The 13,352-nt window shown below is 67.1% G+C and carries 12 protein-coding genes; 5 read left to right on the plus strand and 7 right to left on the minus strand.

Features of this window, described 5'->3' with window-relative positions:
* Positions 1 to 111 precede the first annotated feature (111 nt).
* Both BTN82_RS17910 and BTN82_RS17915 read left to right on the plus strand, forming a co-directional pair.
* Positions 112 to 390 carry a hypothetical protein gene (locus BTN82_RS17910; protein WP_075120450.1) on the plus strand — a complete coding sequence of 93 codons (279 nt, stop codon included), beginning with the start codon at positions 112 to 114 and terminating at the stop codon, positions 388 to 390.
* A 165-nt stretch (positions 391 to 555) separates the two neighbouring features.
* On the plus strand, positions 556 to 1,017 hold the full coding sequence (locus BTN82_RS17915) for a hypothetical protein (protein ID WP_075120451.1): 462 nt from the start codon (positions 556 to 558) through the stop codon (positions 1,015 to 1,017).
* 19 nt (positions 1,018 to 1,036) lie between these two features.
* On the opposite strand, the gene BTN82_RS17920 is transcribed toward BTN82_RS17915, so the two are convergent.
* From BTN82_RS17920 to BTN82_RS17930, 3 genes are all read right to left on the minus strand, one after another.
* Positions 1,037 to 1,444, minus strand: a complete 408-nt coding sequence (locus BTN82_RS17920) for a DUF488 domain-containing protein (RefSeq protein ID WP_075120452.1) — start codon at positions 1,442 to 1,444, stop codon at positions 1,037 to 1,039.
* A 115-nt stretch (positions 1,445 to 1,559) separates the two neighbouring features.
* Positions 1,560 to 2,186: a thiol:disulfide interchange protein DsbA/DsbL gene (locus BTN82_RS17925; protein ID WP_075120453.1), complete on the minus strand. Its 627-nt coding sequence runs from the start codon at positions 2,184 to 2,186 to the stop codon at positions 1,560 to 1,562.
* Between the two features lie 124 nt (positions 2,187 to 2,310).
* A complete protein-coding gene (locus BTN82_RS17930) occupies positions 2,311 to 3,258 on the minus strand; it encodes a LysR family transcriptional regulator (protein WP_075120454.1) in 948 nt (315 codons plus the stop codon).
* An 89-nt stretch (positions 3,259 to 3,347) separates the two neighbouring features.
* Here BTN82_RS17930 and BTN82_RS17935 point away from each other — a divergent pair, with 89 nt between their 5' ends.
* The 3 genes from BTN82_RS17935 to BTN82_RS31395 all read left to right on the plus strand — a co-directional run bounded on the left by BTN82_RS17935 (position 3,348) and on the right by BTN82_RS31395 (position 5,934).
* Positions 3,348 to 4,529 carry an SRPBCC family protein gene (locus BTN82_RS17935; protein ID WP_075120455.1) on the plus strand — a complete coding sequence of 394 codons (1,182 nt, stop codon included), beginning with the start codon at positions 3,348 to 3,350 and terminating at the stop codon, positions 4,527 to 4,529.
* A gap of 25 nt (positions 4,530 to 4,554) precedes the next feature.
* Positions 4,555 to 5,664, plus strand: a complete 1,110-nt coding sequence (locus BTN82_RS17940) for an SMP-30/gluconolactonase/LRE family protein (protein WP_075120456.1) — start codon at positions 4,555 to 4,557, stop codon at positions 5,662 to 5,664.
* Between the two features lie 132 nt (positions 5,665 to 5,796).
* A complete protein-coding gene (locus BTN82_RS31395; RefSeq protein WP_186828414.1) occupies positions 5,797 to 5,934 on the plus strand; it encodes a hypothetical protein in 138 nt (45 codons plus the stop codon).
* Positions 5,935 to 6,085: 151 nt separating this feature from the next.
* Here BTN82_RS31395 and BTN82_RS17945 read toward each other — a convergent pair whose 3' ends face one another.
* The 4 genes from BTN82_RS17945 to BTN82_RS17960 all read right to left on the minus strand — a co-directional run.
* Entirely contained in the window at positions 6,086 to 6,319 is a 234-nt protein-coding gene (locus tag BTN82_RS17945) for a DUF465 domain-containing protein (RefSeq protein ID WP_075120457.1), read from the minus strand.
* A 139-nt stretch (positions 6,320 to 6,458) separates the two neighbouring features.
* The gene (locus tag BTN82_RS17950) at positions 6,459 to 9,119 is read right to left on the minus strand and encodes an excinuclease ABC subunit UvrA (protein WP_075120458.1); all 2,661 of its coding nucleotides are present in this window, start codon (positions 9,117 to 9,119) and stop codon (positions 6,459 to 6,461) included.
* 150 nt (positions 9,120 to 9,269) lie between these two features.
* Positions 9,270 to 11,381 carry an ATP-binding protein gene (locus tag BTN82_RS17955; RefSeq protein ID WP_075120459.1) on the minus strand — a complete coding sequence of 704 codons (2,112 nt, stop codon included), beginning with the start codon at positions 11,379 to 11,381 and terminating at the stop codon, positions 9,270 to 9,272.
* A gap of 425 nt (positions 11,382 to 11,806) precedes the next feature.
* Positions 11,807 to 13,352, minus strand: a 1,546-nt coding sequence (locus BTN82_RS17960) for an OB-fold nucleic acid binding domain-containing protein (RefSeq protein WP_261792996.1), incomplete at its 5' end; no start/stop codon positions are given.

Raw genomic sequence — 13,352 nt, forward strand, 5'->3', positions numbered from 1 at the left:
GCCAGTAGCGACCCATTGCCGCACAAGGCCCGTCATAGAGCCGTTCGCCTAAATTTGTGCGGCGTTGCTCGTTATAATCGGCAACTCTTTTGCACACTCGCGGTACCGACGATGTTCAGCTACACACTCCCCCTGGCGAGCCTGGCGCTCGGCGTATTGGCCCTGTCGGCCCAGGCAGAAAGCCTGGACCTGAGCTACCCGACACCCGCTTTGACAGAGGCACAGGCCGGTGCGGCGGCACAGCCTGAATCCAGCCGATTGCGCCTGGAGTTCAAGGCGCCGATCCCCCTGGAGCACACCTGCAGCGGCCCGCAATGCAGCTACGAGACCGACCTGAGCCAGCGCCATGAGCCGGAAACGGTGAACCGGTGGTCGGTGGGGTTCAACTGAGTTCACGGTTTTTGCGGCACTTGCTCAGGGGCTATCGCGAGCAAGCTCGCTCCGACAAAAACCCTACCTGCGGGAGCACGCTGGCTGGCGATCCCGGGCGCCGCGGTTTATCAGGGACACCGCCTGCTAGGCTGTAGCTATGCCCGCTACTGCCTGGAAGCTCCGATGAAACCCACGATCGCAAGCCCGCTGGGCCTGGCCCTGCTCCTGTTGGCCGGTTGTTCCAGCCCGCCCGAAATCATCGACGAACAGCCCGCGGCCATCGCCGAAGGCGTGCTGGCCTTTCGCGATATCTGCCTGAAATCCGCGCCCTCCTTCGCCGGGGCCGACAGCGCGGCGAAAGCCTACGGCATCGCCAGGCTGGAGGATGCCGGCTACGCCCGGATGGGGCTCAGGTCGGACCACAGCCTTGGCGTCCAGGTGCAGAAAAACAAGCAGTGCGCGGTGACCACCCCGTCGCAAGCGGACAAGACCCTGACCCGGCAATTTCTCAAGATCGCCGAGCAGTTCTCCAGTACCGCGGTGGGGCAAAGCCTGCCGGTGCGGATCATCCTCGACCAGCAGACCTTCCTGTTGATGCACGACCGGCGCGGCGGCGAGGCCTACGTGATGCTCAAGCACCCCTGAAACGCCCGAGCCGGAGCCGTCATTGCGTGGGCGAAACGTCCTGTGCGTAACACACCGGCGAGCTCCCGGCGTCCTGCCGGTCCAACTCGTCCTCCAGCCATTCGGCCAAGACCCGGGCGTTGTTGTGCGCCTCGTCGTGGGCTGAATACACCAGGGTCAGGCGCGCCTTTTGCGCCCGCGCAAGCAACGCCCACCACTGCTCGGGGCGCGCCGCCAGCTCCTGGCGGTAACGGCTGCGGAACGTGGCGAAGTCCAGCTCGCCGGACTTGAAGGCGCGGCGCAACCCGGTGGACGGCGCCAGGTCCTTCAGCCACTGGTCCAGCGGCAATTGCTCCTTGCGGCAATTGCGCGGCCACAGGCGGTCCACCAGGACCCGATAACCGTCGTCGGGGCTTGCCGGCTCGTAAGCGCGTTTGCACACAATCATGGTGGTTCCCTCTGCGACCGCCGGATGGCCTGCCATCAGCTTAGTGGCTGGGCCGCGACCGGCACAGCCGCCGCCGAACCTTTCCGGCCCGGCGGCCGCCAAGAGGGCAAGCGGCTTATTTCGCCGCGCGCACCTGGGCGATCAACTGGTCCGCCACAGCGAACAGGCCCTTGGCGCCGTCGGCGGTCATGCCGAAGCGGTACTTGCCGTCGACCACCAGGGACGGTACGCCGCTGACCTGATAGGCCACGGTGCGTTTTTTCGCATCCGCCACCTTGGCCTGCACGGCGAAGGAGGTGTAGGTGGCGAGGAATTTCGCCGGCTCGATGCCCTGCCCTTGCAGCAGCTCGGCCATCGCTTCAGGGGTCTTCAGACGGTTGCCGCCATGGATTGCCTCGAATACCGCGTGATGCACTTCGGGCTTGGCGTCCATCGTCGCCAGGGTCAGGTAGAGCTGGCCGTAGACATCCCAGATCCCGCCGAACATGGCCGGCAGCTTGACGAAGTTGACGTCGTCGGCGAGCTGCGCCGCCCAGGGGTTGATCGAGGCCTCGAGGTTGTAGCAGTGGCCGCAGCCATAGGAAAACAGCTCCACCACTTCGATCTTGCCGGGCACCGCTTGCGGCACGGCATCCTTGAGTTCCACGTACTGGCTGGCATCCACCGCCGCCACAGCGGCCTGCCCGGCAAGGCCAAAGAGGCAGCTGGCTGCCAGGGCAATGTTGAGAATCGAGTGACGCATGCAATCTCCAATCGGTTGGCGCCGCCAAGCCAGCGGTACGGCTTGTCGCGCGGGCCCCGAAGGATACAGGCCGCATCGGTGGGGCCAATCGGACAAGTCCCATTCTTTTGTAGGAATTTTGTCATCACTCGCCTGAACGGCCGGACAGCTCAGGCCGCGCAGCGAACCCCGCGGCCAGGGCGATGATCTGCTCCCGCAGCCAGCGATGCCCGGGGACGCGCTCCTGCTGGCGATGCCAGATCAGGCTGACCTGCACCGGCGGCGCCACCAGGGGCAGCTCGGCGATGCGGATCGGCAGCAACGCGCAGAAGTGTTCCGCCAGGCGGCGCGGCACGGTGCCGAGCAGGTCCGACTGGGCGACGATCAACGGAATGCTCAAGTAATGCGGGACGAACAGCTGCACATGACGCTGGACCTTGGCCGAGCCGAGGACAATCTCCAGCGGCGAACCGCGCCCGCCGCGGTCCGGAATCGCCACATGCCGGCCCTGCTCATAGGCCGTAAGGCCAAGCTGCGGCTCGAAGGCCGGATGACCGACTCGGCCGATCACCACCAACTGCTCTTGCAGCAAAGGGTGGTAGCAGAGATCGGGGTCGTCGAAATACAGGTAATCCACCGCCAGGTCGAGCAGGCCGGTGGTCAGCCAGGCCGGCAGGGAATCGGCGGCATCGCTGCGTACCGCCAGGCGCACCTTGGGCGCGCTGTCTTGCAGGCGCCGCGACAGCGCCGGCAGCAGGCGTGCCTGGGCGTAGTCGTTCATCGACAGGGTAAAGGTCTGGTCGGCCGCCGCCGGGTCGAACTCGCTCGTCGGGTCCAGGCCCTCCTGCAACAGGCGCAGGGCCTGGCGCACCGAGCCGTGCAGCACTTGGGCCCGAGGCGTCGGCTGCATGCCGCGGGCGGTGCGGACGAACAACGGCTCGTCGAGCTGGCTGCGCAGGCGCGCCAGGGCGTTGCTCACCGCCGGCTGGCTGAGGTTCAGGCGCACCGCCGCGCGGGACAGGTTCTGCTCTTGCATCAGCGCATCGAAGACCAGCAGCAGGTTGAGGTCCAGGCGCCGCAAATTCAGCTTCATGAATAATGCCCATTCCAACTATCCATTAGATGGATAATTCGAGCGGGACTAATCTTCTGTCAATAAGAACAACGAACAGGAGAGCCATCTTGAGGCAAACCACCCTGGCCTTTCGCGAGCGTTATCGCGCCGCGGTCAACCCGCGCTACAACCCCTGGCTGCATGGCGGTTTCGTGCTGGCCTACGGCATGCTGTGCATCTCCCTGCTGTGGAGCACCCTGCATCAGGTACGGCCGCTGGAGTGGCTAACGGTGCCGCTGGCGCTGCTGTTCTTCAACCTGTGCATCTACGTCACGCACCGCTGGCTGGGCCACCACAAGCAGGCCTTCGCGCGGATGTTCTACGCCCGCCACACGGGCGACCACCACAGTTTCTTCGTCCCCGGGCACATGACCTACGACGGCCCCCGCGACTGGCGGGTGATCCTGTTTCCCGCCTGGCTGATCGTGTTCCACAGCCTGCTGTTCGCCCTGCCGCTGTGGTGGCTGCTGCAGTTGTGGAACGCCAATGTCGCGGCGCTGTTCGCCAGCTGCACGCTGATCGGCTACCTGGCCTACGAGGTGTTCCACGCCTGCGAACACTTGCCGGCCGGGCATCCGCTAGCGCGCCTGCCGTGGATTCGCCAGATGCGCCGCCTGCACGAGTTGCATCACCGCCGCGAGCTGATGCAGGAACGCAATTTCAACATTGTCCTGCCGCTGATGGATTACCTGTTCGGCACCCTGTACTGGGAGCCGGAGCCCGACGCCGCAGCACTCTCTACAAGCGCCTCGACAAGGTCCTCGCCCATGACCCGCATGCAGCATCAGATCGACATCCCGCGCAACCCGGTAGCCCTGCTCGAGTACGCCAGCGCCTCCAGCCGCTGGCCGGAATGGCACCCGTCGTCGCTGAAAGTCCAGGGCCCGGCCGGCGCCCTGCCCGCCGGCGCGCGCTTCGAGGAAGACATCCATGCCGGCGGGCGCAGCGGGCACCTGAGTTGGCGGGTCAACGAATACCTGCCAGGCCTGCGCTGGAGCGCCGAGGCCCGGGGCGACCACGGCCTGGCGCTGGTGGTGACCTACGAATGCCAGCCGCTGGACGTCCACCGCACGCGGTTTGTCCGTACCCTGGAATACCGCTTCGACGGCCTGCTGATGCGCCTGGGCAATCGCCTGTTATTCAGGCGGAAGATAGAACGGGAATCCGCCGACTCCCTGCTAGCCTTGTGCGAAATGGCGCAGCGGGCGATTCCCCTCCGCGCCGATGTCGCGCCGCAGGGCGCCACCTGAATCCATCACCCTGGGAGCTTTATCGATGAACTCAGTCGCGCCGCGTCGGGTCAGGTTTCGCCATCTGTTGCTGGTCGTCGTCATCGCCATTGGCGCCTTTCTATTGCTGTTACCGACGAAGGTCCAGCCAGTGGCCTGGACGCCGCCGAAGGCGCCTTCGCTGAAGACCGGCCTGTATGCCGAGAACCAGAAACTCAAGGGTTTGCAGAGCGTCGGCGCGCCGAATATCGACGGCCCGGAAGCCCTGCTGCTGGAGGACGGCTGGCTGATCAGCGGCCTGCACGACGGTCGGGTGATCCGCACCGCGCTGGACGGCGGCAGCCTGCACGTCCTGGCCAACACCGGCGGGCGCCCCCTGGGCCTGGCCCGGCACCCGGACGGCCGGCTGATCATCGCCGACGCGATCAAAGGCCTGCTGGCGCTGGACGCCAAAGGCCAATTGCACACCCTGAGTACCTACGCCGACGGTCGTCCCCTGGGCTTTACCGACGACGTCGCGGTGGACGCCGCCGGGCGCTACGCCTACTTCAGCGATGCCAGCAGCCGCTGGGGCTACGGCCAGGACGGCGAAGCGGTGATCGAGCACGGCGGCGACGGCCGCCTGCTGCGCTACGACTTCCAGAGCGGCCAGACCGATCAGTTGCTGGACGGCCTGCAGTTCGCCAACGGCATCGCCCTCGGCCCGCAGGAAGCCTATGTGCTGGTCAACGAAACCGGCGCCTACCGGATCAGCCGCTACTGGCTCAGCGGCGTCAAGGCCGGCACTCACGACCTGTTCATCGACAACCTGCCGGGGTTGCCGGACAACCTCAGTTTCAACGGCCAGGGGCGTTTCTGGGTGGCGCTGTACGCGCCGCGCAACGCCCTGCTCGACGGCACGGCGCCCTACCCGCTGGTGCGCAAGATGCTCGTGCGGGCCATGACCGTGCTGCCCAAGCCAGTGGAAAAACGCGCCTTCGTCCTCGGCCTGGATACCCAGGGCCAGGTCGTCGCCAACCTGCAGGACGCCAGCGCCGACAGCTATGCGCCGATCACCACGGTGCGCGAATACGGCGACGCCCTGTACTTCGGCTCGCTCACGGCCAGCCACATGGCGCGGCTGCCACTGAAGGTCGCCCTGTCGGGCGCGCCTTGAGGCGTTAGCGGCCAGGCGTCTTGTCGATTCTGATCTAAGCTCTCCCGCGCGGCGTCATCCGACGCCCGCATCAAGGACCGACGAACGATCGAAACCGGTCGTTCTCCATCACATTGAGAGTGGAATTACCCCATGAAGATCAAAATCCTGCTGGCCTCCCTGCTGTTCGCGTCTTCCCTGTCGGCCATGGCCTCGTGCCCGGTACTCGGGCCATCCGAAGACCCTTGCGCGGGCCCGGTTCTCGGCCCCAGCACCTGCGAGTGCCCTTGAAACGAAAAAGCCATGAAACCGGCGCGCCCTCCCCTGGGCGCGTCTTGCCCAACGGTTGGATAGCCAGGGGGAATTGCAACAGGCGGGATGAGGGGTGCTGCGCGGAACCTGGCGAGACGCCCGAAGGCACCCCGCTCAGGGCATGGTCGAATCAGGAACGGGCCGTCAGCTTATCGGAGATTTCATCCTTGATCAGCAGACGTTTTTCCTTGAGTTTTTTCACTTCGTCGTCAGCCGCCGCGGCTGCCTCCGCCTTGAGCACCTGACCATCGATGGTGTCGTATTTGTCGAACAGTGCATTCAGGTGCGGGTCGTTGGCCCGACGCTGTTGAATGTCTTCTTTGCTGCAACTCAGATCCTGGTACAGGTCATGGGGCACCGGCATGGAACACCTCCGTTTGTTGATCGGCAGCAAACGCGTTGGCACGCGCTTGCCAGTGGGCAGAATGACCTTGAGCAGCCCTGTCTGTCGACCGTGAATCAGACCAGCGGTACCGTTCGTCGCCCTCACAACAGCGCTTTTTTCACCCCAACGCCTCGGCCAGGAACGGCGCGGTACGGCTCTTGCGGTGTTTTGCCACATGCCGGGGCGGGCCGCTGACCACCACCTTGCCGCCCTGGTCGCCGGCGCCGGGGCCGATATCGATCACCCAGTCGGCCTGGGCCACCACGCGCATTTCGTGCTCGACCACCACCACGCTGTGGCCGGCCCGCACCAGGTTGTCCAGTTGCTCCAGCAGGCGGTCGACATCCCGCGGGTGCAGGCCGGTGGTGGGTTCGTCCAGCACGTACAGGGTCGCGCCGCGGGGGCTGCGTTGCAGTTCGGTGGCCAGCTTGATGCGCTGCGCCTCGCCGCCGGACAACTCGGTGGCCGGCTGGCCGAGGCGCAGGTAGCCCAGGCCGATATCGCGCAACATCTCCAGGGAGCGGCGGATGCTCGCCTGCCCGGCGAACGCCTGCACCGCCTCCTGCACCGTCAGTTGCAGGACCTGGGCGATGTTCAGGCCCTGCCAGGCGATGGCCAGGGTATGCGGGTTGTAACGCGCGCCATGGCAGGTCGGGCACGGCGCGTAGACGCTGGGCATGAACAGCAGTTCGACGCTGACGAAACCCTCGCCCTCGCAGGCCGGGCAACGGCCCTTGGCGACGTTGAAGGAAAACTGCCCGGCGTCGTAGCCCAGCGCCTGGGCCTCGGGCGTGGCGGCGAACAGTTTGCGCACGTGGTCGAACAAGCCGGTGTAGGTCGCCAGGTTCGAGCGCGGGGTGCGGCCGATGGGTTTCTGGTCCACCTGCACCAGGCGCTTGATCCGCTCCAGCCCGGCGGTGACTTCGCCGCTGCTGGCTTGCGGGGCCTCGTCTTCCAGGTTCAGCTCTGACGGTTCTTCCTGGCTCGCCGACCGCCCGAGGTGCGCGCCCACCAGTTCCAGCAGCGCCTGGCTGACCAGGCTCGACTTGCCCGAACCCGACACCCCGGTGACCGCGGTGAAGCAGCCCAGGGGGAACTCCGCGCTCAAGCCGTTGAGGTTATTGCGGCGGATGCCCTCCAGGCGCAGCCAGCCCTGGGCCTGGCGCTCGGCGCGGCGAGCCGGCGCCTGTTCGGCGAACAGGTAGGCGCGGGTCTGCGACTCGGCGATCGCAGCCAACCCCGCCGGCGGGCCGCTGTACAGCACCCGGCCGCCCTGCTCGCCCGCCGCCGGGCCGACGTCGATCAGCCAGTCGGCGCGGCGCATGGTCTGCAGGTCGTGCTCTACCACAAACAGCGAATTGCCCGCGGCCTTGAGCTGCTGCAAGGCCTCGAACAACGCCTCGGCATCCGCCGGGTGCAGGCCGGCCGAGGGCTCGTCGAGCACGTAGATCACCCCGAACAGCTGGGAGCCCAGCTGGGTCGCCAGGCGCAGACGCTGCAACTCGCCGGACGACAGGGTCGGCGTGCTGCGCTCGAGGGCCAGGTAGCCCAGGCCCAGGTCGGTCAGGGTCGCGACCCGTTCCAGCAGGTCCTGGGCGATGCGTTGCGCGGCCAGGCGTTTTTCCAGGGACAGGTTCGGCGTATGCCGCACATCCGGCCCGCCGGCATGCCCCGGCGCGCCCTGGGCGATCCGTTGGCGGCGCGCGGCCTCGGTCTGTTCGTGGCTCCAGACCTCGCCGGCCTCCCCGGCCTGTTCCAGGTAAGCCTGGGCGGCCACCGGCTTGAGCACTTCGGCCAGTTGCAGCAGGGGCATCTGCGACAGCTCGCCGATGTCCAGGCCGGCGAAGGTCACCGACAGCGCTTCGCGTTTCAGGCGCTTGCCGTCGCACAGCGGGCACGGGCTGCCGAGCATGAACTGCGAGACGCGTTTTTTCATCAGCGCGCTCTGCGAATGGGTGAAGGTGTGCAGCACGTAGCGCCGCGCGCCGCTGAAGGTGCCCATGTAGCTCGGTTCCTGCTTGCGCTTGAGCGCTTCGCGGGTCTGCTCCGGGGTCAGCCCGGCGTACACCGGCACAGTGGGGGTTTCTTCGGTGAAGAGGATCCAGTCGCGTTGCTGCCTGGGCAGGTCGCGCCAGGGAATGTCGACGTCGTAGCCCAGGGTCACGAGGATGTCGCGCTGGTTCTGCCCCTGCCAGGCCAGCGGCCAGGAGGCCACTGCGCGCTGGCGGATGGTCAGCGAAGGGTCCGGCACCATGGACGCCTCGCTGACCTCGTAGACCCGGCCCAGGCCGTGGCACTCGGGGCAGGCGCCCTGGGGTGTGTTGGGCGAGAAGTCTTCGGCGTAGAGCATCGGCTGCCCCGGCGGGTAGCTGCCGGCCCGGGAATAGAGCATGCGGATCAGGCTCGACAAGGTGGTGACGCTGCCCACCGAGGAGCGGGTGCTCGGCGTGCCGCGCTGCTGTTGCAGGGCCACCGCCGGCGGCAGGCCGTCGATGGCATCGACGTCGGGCACCCCGACCTGGTCGATCAGGCGCCGGGCATAAGGCGCCACCGACTCGAAATAGCGGCGCTGGGCCTCGGCGTACAGGGTCGAGAACGCCAGGGACGATTTACCGGAACCGGACACCCCGGTGAACACCACCAGCGCATCGCGGGGAATGTCCACGTCGACGTTCTGCAGGTTGTGTTCGCGGGCGCCGCGCACCCGGACGAAACCCGAACTGTTCGCGGGCAAGGCAGGCGAAACCTGGGGCGAAGGCGTGTGGCGCGTTGAAGTCATGGGACAGCCTTGTGTCGAGGGGTGTCGGGACGGGACGGCAAACCAGGCGGCGAGCCGACCGAGGTGCAGGGTGCATGGGCCGGGGGGTTTGAGCAACCCGCAAAAACGCCCCTCGACGGCACGGCGCGGGGCGGCTTTGTCGCCGCCGGCTCACCCCTCCAGCACCGACCGGACCATGGCCGTCAGGGCCTGCGGGCTGTAGGGCTTGCTCAACAGGTGGGTGTCCGGGCTGAGCTGGTGATTGCAGGAAATGATGTCGCGGGTATGCCCCGAGGTGAACAGCACGGCCACAACCGGCGACTGGGTCTTGGCCCAGAGCGCCAGGTCCGTGCTTTTGATCAGGCCGGGCATCACCACATCGGTGAAGATCAGCTCGACATGGACGCCGCCGAGCAGCAGTTGCATGGCGGCATCGCCGTTGGCCGCGACCAGCACTTTGTAGCCGGCATGCTGCAACAACTCGACGGCCGCTTCGCGAACGTCCTCGTTGTCCTCCACCACCAGGATGGTCTCCCGGCCGCGGCCCGGGCGCTGCCCCGGTTGCGGCGCCGCTCCCGGCTCCGGTTCGGTGCTGCGGACAAAATACATGCGCACCGTGGTGCCCTGCCCCGGCGTGCTGAGCATCTCGATATGGCCGCCGCTCTGCTTGACGAAGCCGAACACCATGCTCAGCCCCAGCCCGGTGCCCTGGCTGTCGTGCTTGGTGGTGAAGAACGGCTCGAACGCCTGCTCGAGCACTTCGGGCAGCATGCCGCCGCCGGTGTCGGCGACCGACAGGCACAGGTAATCGCCGGCGCAAATGCCCTTGCCGGCACAGAAACCGCCATCGAGCACCACGTTTTCACCGCTGATGCCGATCGTGCCCTCGCCGTGCATGGCATCGCGGGCGTTGATCGCCAGGTTGAGCAAGGCGTTTTCCAGCTGGCTGCGGTCGACCTTGATGCACCACGGCCGCGCGGGCAGTTGCACCTGGATCTCGATGTTCTCGCCCAGGGCCCGCTGCAGCAGTTCGCTCAGGCTGTCGGGAATCCGGCTCGGGTTGTAGACCTCGGGCGACAACGGTTGGCGCCGGGCGAACGCCAGCAGTTGCGCGGACAGTTTGGCGCCGCGCTCGACCGCGGTGATGGCCACGCCGACGCGGCGCTGCACATTGGCGTTGTCCGGTTCGTGGCGCGCCAGCAGGTGCAGGTTGCCGGCGATCACTTGCAGCAGGTTGTTGAAATCGTGGGCCACGCCGCCGGTCATGCCGCCAATGGCTTCGAGCTTCTGCGACTGGCGCAGTTGCTCCTCGGCCGCGACCCGCGCGTCGACCTCCTCGGCCACCCGCTGCTCCAGGTTGCGGGTCAGTTGCAGCAGCGACTCTTCGGCCCTCTTGCGTTCGTGGATATCGATCAGCACGCCGGGAAAGCGCAAGGCCTGGCCGTTTTCGTCGAACTCGCAGCGGCCGCAGCCCATCACCCACAGGTAGCTGCCGTCCGGTCGCCGGATGCGGTATTCGGCGTTGTAGGGCACGCCCTTGCGTACGCTGTAGGCGGTCTGTTCCTTGACCCGCGGCAGGTCCTCGGGGTGCACCCGGCTGTCGGCGACCGCGATCGACAGGTCGTTCAGCGGCTGGTCCAACGGGTAGGAGAAGGTCCGGGCGAAACGCTCGTCGCCCGAAAGCCGGTCGGCCTTGATGTCCCAGACAAAGGAGCCCAGCAGCGCCCCGGCATTGAGCGCCAGCTGGACCCGCTCGTTTTCCGCGCGGTAGGCGCTCTCGACCTCCTGGCGCCGTTGCTCGGAGAGCACATGGGCGGTGGTCTCGACCACGATCGCCATGACCCCGGCCGGGGCCTGGTCGTCGTCGGCCACCGGGCTGTAGTAGAGGTCCATCCAGACCTGTTCCGGCTGGCCGTTGCGCAGCAGCACCAGTTCCTTGTTGCGGTACGACAAGGTGCCGCCCGCCAGGCAGGTGTCCAGCACATGGCGGTTGAAGTCCGCCACCTCCGGCCAGCCCTGCTCCACCTGGCAACCGAGCAGATAGGGGTGCCGCCCGCCGGCGAACTCGGCATAGGCATCGTTGTAGATCATGTAGCCCGGTCGGCCCCACAGCATCACCAGCGGTACCGGCGAGGCCAGCAGCATCTGCACCGCGCTGCGCAGGCTCGACGACCAGTGCGCCAGCGCGCCCAGCTCGGTGGCGGCCCAGTCGAACGCGCGGATGCGCCCGGCCATCTCGCCCTGCCAGCCCTGGCAACCATGAGGATCGGATAAGAACGGCATCGCTTGACCCAGTGAACGCGCAATAAATGGTGACTTCTCCGCCGCCCGCGACCCGAATGCCGCGGGCGGGGACCCAAGGTTTTGAGCACACGCCATGCAGATGGTTTCACTGTCTTGCGTCGATTGTAGGACACAAGCGTCCGGGCCCGCACAAACCCCACCGCCCCGCTGCCGATCCTCCGCCGTTGTAGCCGCTGCCGAAGGCTGCGTTCGGCCGGCACGGCCGTGAAGGTCTCAAGATCGCTGGAGGTCCTGCGGACCTTGCGCAGCCTGCGGCAGCGGCTACAGGGTTGGGGATGGTTGGGATATTGAGGATGTTCGCAGGTCCTGTAGCCGCTGCCGAGCTTGCGAGGCTGCGTAAGACCCGCAGGGTCTCCAGCGGTCGCAAGATCGTTGCGAACGTACCGCTCGTGCGCAGCCTGCGGCTAGCGGAAGTCGCGGCTGCGGACGGTGATGCCGTCCAGCAGGTCGCCGAGGTCGCTCAGGCGGCCGGCGATGACATGGCGCACTTCGCCTTCGGTCTCCAGGGTGCCGTCGACCTTGAGCAGTTGCGCGCCCACCAGCACCCGGCGCTGGCGCTCGGCGAGGTCGCGCCAGACCACCACGTTGACGTTGCCGAACTCGTCTTCCAGGGTGACGAAGGTCACGCCGCTGGCCGTGCCCGGGCGCTGGCGGCCGGTGACCAGCCCGGCGATGCTCACCGGCCGCCCGTGCTCGACCTCCAGCAGCTCGCGGGAACTGCGGCAGCGCCGGGCCCTGAGCTCGCCGCGCAGCAAAGCCAGCGGATGGGGCCCCAGGGTGGTGCCGACGCTCAGGTAATCGGCCTGCAAATCTTCGCCGACCGTCGGTTTCGGCAAGGCCACCGGCGCTTCTTCCTGGCGCGGCAGGCCGGCGAACAGGCCGAGCTGTCGCTGCACCCCCGCCACCTCCCAGCGCGCCCGGTGCCGATCGCCAGCCAGCCCGCGCAGGGCGCCGGCGTCGGCCAGCAGTTCCTGGGCGCGGCTGTCGAGGCCCGCGCGCTGCCCCAGGTCGGCGATATCGACGAACGGGCCATCCCCACGCGCCGCCTCGATACGCTGCGCATCCTCCTCGCGAAAACCCTTGATCATCCGCAACCCCAGGCGCAGCGCCGGCTGCGCGCCGGCCCGCGGCTCCAGGCTGCAATCCCAGAGGCTGGCGCGCACATCCACCGCACGGATCTCCAGGCGATGCCGGCGCGCGTCCTGGAGAATCTGGTCGGGGCTGTAGAAGCCCATGGGCCAGCTATTGATCAACGCGCAAGCGAAAGCCGCCGGCTCGTGGCACTTGAGCCAGCAACTGGCGTAGGTCAGCAAGGCGAAACTGGCGGCGTGGGATTCGGGAAAACCGTAACTGCCGAAACCCTTGATCTGCTCGAAGATCTGCGCGGCGAACGCGTCGCTGTAGCCATTGGCGCGCATGCCGTCGCGCAGCCGCAGGCGATGGGGCTCCAGGCCGCCATGGCGTTTCCAGGCGGCCATGGAACGGCGCAACTGGTCGGCCTCGCCGGGGGTGTAGTCGGCGGCAACAATGGCGATCTGCATCACCTGCTCCTGGAACAGCGGCACGCCCAGGGTGCGCTTCAGGACCACCTCCAGTTCCTTGGAGGGATAGGTCACCTCCTCCTTTTTGTCTCGCCGACGCAGGTAGGGATGCACCATGCCGCCCTGGATCGGCCCCGGCCGGACGATGGCCACCTCGATCACCAGGTCGTAGAAATTCTTCGGCTTGAGCCGGGGCAGCATCGACATCTGCGCCCGTGACTCGATCTGGAACACACCGATGGTGTCGGCGCGGCCGATCATCTCGTAGGTATCCCGGTCGTCGGGCGGAATGCTCGCCAGGGTCCACGACTGGCCCCGATAACCGCGCACCAGGTCGAAACAGCGGCGGATCGCGCTGAGCATGCCCAGCGCCAGCACATCCACCTTGAGCAGCCCGACCGCGTCCAGG

The sequence above is a fragment of the Pseudomonas chlororaphis genome (assembly GCF_001921865.1).
GTDB classification, from domain to species: Bacteria; Pseudomonadota; Gammaproteobacteria; order Pseudomonadales; family Pseudomonadaceae; genus Aquipseudomonas; species Aquipseudomonas chlororaphis_D.

What these genes read in the sequence shown, in the direction of transcription:
- BTN82_RS17940 (WP_075120456.1), top strand. Translation starts at nt 4,555, where the DNA reads ATGAACTCAGTCGCGCCGCGTCGGGTCAGGTTTCGCCATCTGTTGCTG.
- BTN82_RS17930 (WP_075120454.1), bottom strand. Translation starts at nt 3,258, where the DNA reads ATGAAGCTGAATTTGCGGCGCCTGGACCTCAACCTGCTGCTGGTCTTC.
- BTN82_RS17945 (WP_075120457.1), bottom strand. Translation starts at nt 6,319, where the DNA reads ATGCCGGTGCCCCATGACCTGTACCAGGATCTGAGTTGCAGCAAAGAA.
- BTN82_RS17925 (WP_075120453.1), bottom strand. Translation starts at nt 2,186, where the DNA reads ATGCGTCACTCGATTCTCAACATTGCCCTGGCAGCCAGCTGCCTCTTT.
- BTN82_RS17910 (WP_075120450.1), top strand. Translation starts at nt 112, where the DNA reads ATGTTCAGCTACACACTCCCCCTGGCGAGCCTGGCGCTCGGCGTATTG.
- BTN82_RS17955 (WP_075120459.1), bottom strand. Translation starts at nt 11,381, where the DNA reads ATGCCGTTCTTATCCGATCCTCATGGTTGCCAGGGCTGGCAGGGCGAG.
- BTN82_RS17950 (WP_075120458.1), bottom strand. Translation starts at nt 9,119, where the DNA reads ATGACTTCAACGCGCCACACGCCTTCGCCCCAGGTTTCGCCTGCCTTG.
- BTN82_RS17915 (WP_075120451.1), top strand. Translation starts at nt 556, where the DNA reads ATGAAACCCACGATCGCAAGCCCGCTGGGCCTGGCCCTGCTCCTGTTG.
- BTN82_RS31395 (WP_186828414.1), top strand. Translation starts at nt 5,797, where the DNA reads ATGAAGATCAAAATCCTGCTGGCCTCCCTGCTGTTCGCGTCTTCCCTG.
- BTN82_RS17920 (WP_075120452.1), bottom strand. Translation starts at nt 1,444, where the DNA reads ATGATTGTGTGCAAACGCGCTTACGAGCCGGCAAGCCCCGACGACGGT.